Genomic DNA, 4,459 nt, shown 5'->3' with positions numbered 1-4,459 from the left:
AATAATTATAAAATGAACAAAATGGAAAAAACAGCTTGGATGAGCACCGGCTTGGATACCGTTAAAAAATTTAGAAATATTCATACCATTCCCATAATGCAAAATAAGGGAAACATCAATGAAATGATTTATAAGGATTACCTATACTCCAATGGAGATTTGTTCAAAATCGATGAAAATTTTGAAACCACCCAAATAAGTGATAGTGCCATTTTACAAACAATAAAAGATAGCTTAAACGAGGCTAAAAAACTGAACGCCTACTTAACTCAAAAAAATAAAATTATACCAAATGCGATTAATATTTATACAAAAGCTGCATTTGAATTTTCAAAAGCTGATCTAACGACTATTAAAAAATTAACCAAAGGGTTAAATTATGATGAGATTTTCTTGAAGGCAAGAGAATTTGCTTTCAATAACGAAAGAGAAAAGGCAAGATTACTGTGCAATTATATCTTAAATGAATTCCCTAATTATGCCGATGTACGTACGTTAAAAGGAAGAACACTCGCTTGGGATAAACAATATGCCAAAGCAGAGACGGAATTAAAAGAAGTTATTAAAAGAACGCCCTATTACAATGATGGTTACCTGGCCTTGATGGATTTATACTGGTGGACCAATCAAGACAACAAAGGAATCAGTATTGCTAAAGAAGGACTAAAAAACAAAGTACAAGATCCCGAATTAGGCGTGAAATTAGCGCAAGCTTATAAAAGAACTAACAATGTTGTAATGGCGAAAAAAACGATAGACAGTATCATAAAAAAATATCCGTCTAATGCAGCATTCCTAAAAATTAAAAAAACATTTTAACAATGATTTTAAAGAAAACTTACATCTTATCACTAGTCTTTATGGCAGTTTCATTAGTGTCTGTTAAGGGACAAAACAAACCCTACAATGGCAATCCCGATACTTCCTTTGAAACCGCACGTAAACTAGCTTTTAGTGAGCAGCGCAAGCAGGCGCAAGATACTTTGATTCATATTTTGACTAAATATCCTAATTATAGTGATATTCGAACTTTTTTAGCCACCACTTACTCTTGGGATGGCAACTATAAAAAAGCTAGAACCGAATTTGAGCAGGTCATCAAAAATGACCCTAGTAATAAAGAAAATTGGATTGCAGCAATAAAAAATGAATCTTGGAGTGACTCTTATGCCGAAGCTATCCTAATGGCAAATAAAGCTTTAAAATTATTCCCTAATGATTCTGAAATTACTCTTCTTAAGGCTGCTGCCACTGAGAAAACAAATAAACCACTAGAATCATTGGCTATTGTAGAGTCACTTTTGGATAAAAATCCAGAGGATCAAAAAGCAATTGACTACAAAGCAAGCTTATCCCAAACCTTACGCATGAACACGATAGGCGTAAGAGCTGCGGTTGATATTTACTCCAAAGTATTTGATCCGATGCAATATTATACAATAAGCTACGGGAGACAGACGAAATACGGAAGCATTATTGGAAAATTAAATTTCAATAGACGCTTTAATGAAAATGGTACTCAAGTCGAATTTGATTTATATCCAAAAATCACCAAAGGGCTATACGCTTATGTCAATATTGGTTTTGCCAATACTTTTTTGTTCCCAGACCTACGTTATGGTGCTGAACTATACAAATCATTACCTCATAGCTTGGAACTTTCGGCAGGATTTAGAACACTTAAATATAGTACCACCACAAATATTTACACGGGAAGCATTGGTTGGTACACCGGAAATAGCTATTGGTCACTACGTCCTTACTTTACTCCAGGAGATGGAGGTACGAGTACATCAGCGGCGCTTAATTATCGTAAGTATCGAAGTAATGCGAACAACTACGTTAGTTTCACTTACAGCATGGGAGTGTCGCCCGAAGTGAATCAATTCATTTTTAATGCTAATGATGCTGCCATTATCAACCTAAAAACACAACGACTTAATGCAGGGTACTACTTTACAACATCTAAAAACAAAGATGCATGGGGTGCTCAAATTGATGTAGCACACCAAGAAATAAGTTTTGATCCGGGTAGTTATTTTTGGATTTACTCCTTAATATTGACTTGGGATTTAAACTTTAAATAAACTTGAAAATAAACAACCTTTACATCAAAACTAGACCTTAGATTCAAAAAGACTATCTTTGCATAAAATTTACGTTTTATGGCTACTTTCGAGCAATTTAATCTTCCCAAATCAGTACAAAAAGCAATTGATGATTTAGGATTTACAACTCCAACTCCTATTCAGGAAAAATCATTTTCAGTAATCATGTCTGGTAGAGATATGATGGGTATTGCACAAACGGGAACTGGGAAAACTTTTGCTTATTTATTACCGCTATTAAAGCTCTACAAATTTACTCCGGGTCATACCCCTAAATTGGTTATTCTTGTTCCAACACGTGAACTAGTTGTTCAAGTGGTAGAGGAAGTTGAAAAATTGACAAAATACATGTCGGTTCGTACGGTAGGTATTTTTGGAGGTGTAAACATTAATACTCAAAAAACAACGGTTTATACAGGTTGCGACATACTTGTTGGAACACCAGGACGAATAATGGACTTAACATTAGACAATGTTATTCGTTTTGAAGAAATGCAAAAATTGGTTATCGATGAGTTCGACGAAATGCTAAACTTAGGATTTAGAACACAATTGACATCAATTTTGGCTATGATGCCTAAAAAACGTCAAAATATTCTATTCTCGGCTACCATGACAGATGAAGTAGATGCAATCTTAAATGATTATTTTGACTATCCTGAAGAAGTAACACTTTCTGCCTCTGGTACACCATTAGAGAATATTAAGCAAATTACTTATAATGTACCCAACTTTAATACTAAGGTTAACCTATTAAAACATTTGCTAAAAACGAACGAGGACATGAGCCGCGTGTTGGTTTTTGTGAATAATAAAAAAATATCTGATATGCTGCATGACCGCATCGAAGAGGATTTTGAAGATCAGTTTGGTGTCATCCACTCTAATAAATCTCAAAACTATCGTTTGAGTACTATGGCCTCTTTTCAAGAAGGAAACCTTCGAGGACTTATTACTACGGATATTATGGCCAGAGGATTGGATATCTCCAACATTACCCATGTTATCAATTTTGAAATGCCCGAAGCAGCTGAATTATACATGCACCGTATAGGTAGAACGGGTCGTGCTGATGCTACTGGTACTGCCTTAAGTTTTATCACTCCAAGAGAAGAAGAAGCTAAAGTTGAAGTTGAAGTATTGATGAACATGGAACTAGTGATGGAACCATTTCCAGTAGCTGTTGAAGTTTCAGACAAGCTTATCGAACCTGAGAAAGACAGGCAGGTCATAAAGTTTTTGACCAAGAAGAAAAAATTAGATGGAGATGGTGCTTTCCACGAGAAATCGAAAAAGAATAAAAAAGTAAATCTTGGTGGTCCTGGTGTAACCAAGAAAAAAACACATGGCTCGGTGAACAGAAACATGCTAAAAATTCAAGCTCAGAAAAAGAAAAAGAAAAAGTAATAGATTAAAAAATTAAGTAACTCCCGAAAACACAACTCGTGCTTTCGGGATTTTTTTATTGCTTAGTAAAAACAAGGCACACTGGCGCACAAAGTTCGATACGTTTACCCGTATCAGTTAAATCGCCTGAAATCATATCGCGTTTAAAAATTACAACTTCATTCGAATACTGATGTCCTACCAACAGATAATTTCCCGTAGGATCAATCACAAAATTCCTAGGACCTTTCCCTAAGGTACTTGTAATACCTACTCTTTCGACTAATCCGTTTTTAAGTATTTTAAAGGTAGTGATACTATTCCCTTCTCCGCGATTGGTAGCATAGAGAAACAATCCATCAGGCGTTAAATGAATATCAGCCGCTCCAACAGCTCCCTTGAAATCAGTGTCAAGAATAGAGGTTTCTTGGATCTTTGTTAATTTCCCTTTTGCGTAAGCGAAAACTGTTAAACCACCGTCAAGTTCCTGCAGCAAGTACACAAATTTCCCGTTTTTACTAAAAGTTAAATGCCTTGGACCACTACCCGCTTTAATCGCCGTACTGTCCGTTCGTACAAGAATTTTATCCTCTGAATTTGGATTATATTGATAGGTGTAAATTTTATCGGTTCCTAAATCATTCGACAAAACATGCTTTTTATCTGGCGAAAAATACACCATATGAGCATGTGGTTTTTCTTGTCTCTTAGTATTAATACTGCTACCGCTGTGGTTCACAACTTGCTTGGCTGTTGTTAAACTACCATCTTTGTTTTTTCCAAAAATACTGATGTTCCCTCCTGTATAATTGGCAACGATAACATTTTTAGAATCATTAATAATGTAGCAAGGATCAGCACCTTGGGAAGCTTGTTTATTCATAAAATCAAGTTTACCTGATTTAGGCTCGTAACCAAAGGCGCTGATCCTTGCTACATTATTAATGATTCTAAAAATGTTATCG

General features: G+C 35.3%; 3 protein-coding genes and 1 pseudogene. 3 read left to right on the top strand and 1 reads right to left on the bottom strand.

Annotated elements, in window-relative coordinates; genetic code table 11:
- The 3 genes and pseudogenes from P8M54_RS13260 to P8M54_RS13250 form a co-directional block, all read left to right on the top strand.
- A pseudogene (locus tag P8M54_RS13260) lies at positions 1 to 819 on the top strand (sulfatase); the annotation flags it as partial.
- Positions 820 to 821: 2 nt separating this feature from the next.
- Positions 822 to 2,087 (top strand): YaiO family outer membrane beta-barrel protein, encoded by a 1,266-nt coding sequence (locus tag P8M54_RS13255; protein WP_300288410.1) that lies wholly within the window; start codon positions 822 to 824, stop codon positions 2,085 to 2,087.
- A 78-nt stretch (positions 2,088 to 2,165) separates the two neighbouring features.
- Positions 2,166 to 3,515 (top strand): DEAD/DEAH box helicase, encoded by a 1,350-nt coding sequence (locus tag P8M54_RS13250; protein WP_300288409.1) that lies wholly within the window; start codon positions 2,166 to 2,168, stop codon positions 3,513 to 3,515.
- Positions 3,516 to 3,570: 55 nt separating this feature from the next.
- Here P8M54_RS13250 and P8M54_RS13245 read toward each other — a convergent pair.
- On the bottom strand, positions 3,571 to 4,459 hold an 889-nt coding region (locus P8M54_RS13245), incomplete at its 5' end, for a lactonase family protein (RefSeq protein ID WP_300288408.1).

The organism is Flavobacterium sp. (assembly GCF_029242675.1).
Classification (GTDB): domain Bacteria; phylum Bacteroidota; class Bacteroidia; order Flavobacteriales; family Flavobacteriaceae; genus Flavobacterium.
The sequence above is the reverse complement of the archived record's forward strand: the minus strand, read 5'-3'. Positions and strand labels throughout refer to the sequence as shown.

Excerpts from the sequence above, each read along its gene's own strand:
- P8M54_RS13255 (WP_300288410.1), top strand. The coding sequence starts at position 822 with ATGATTTTAAAGAAAACTTACATCTTATCACTAGTCTTTATGGCAGTT.
- P8M54_RS13250 (WP_300288409.1), top strand. The coding sequence starts at position 2,166 with ATGGCTACTTTCGAGCAATTTAATCTTCCCAAATCAGTACAAAAAGCA.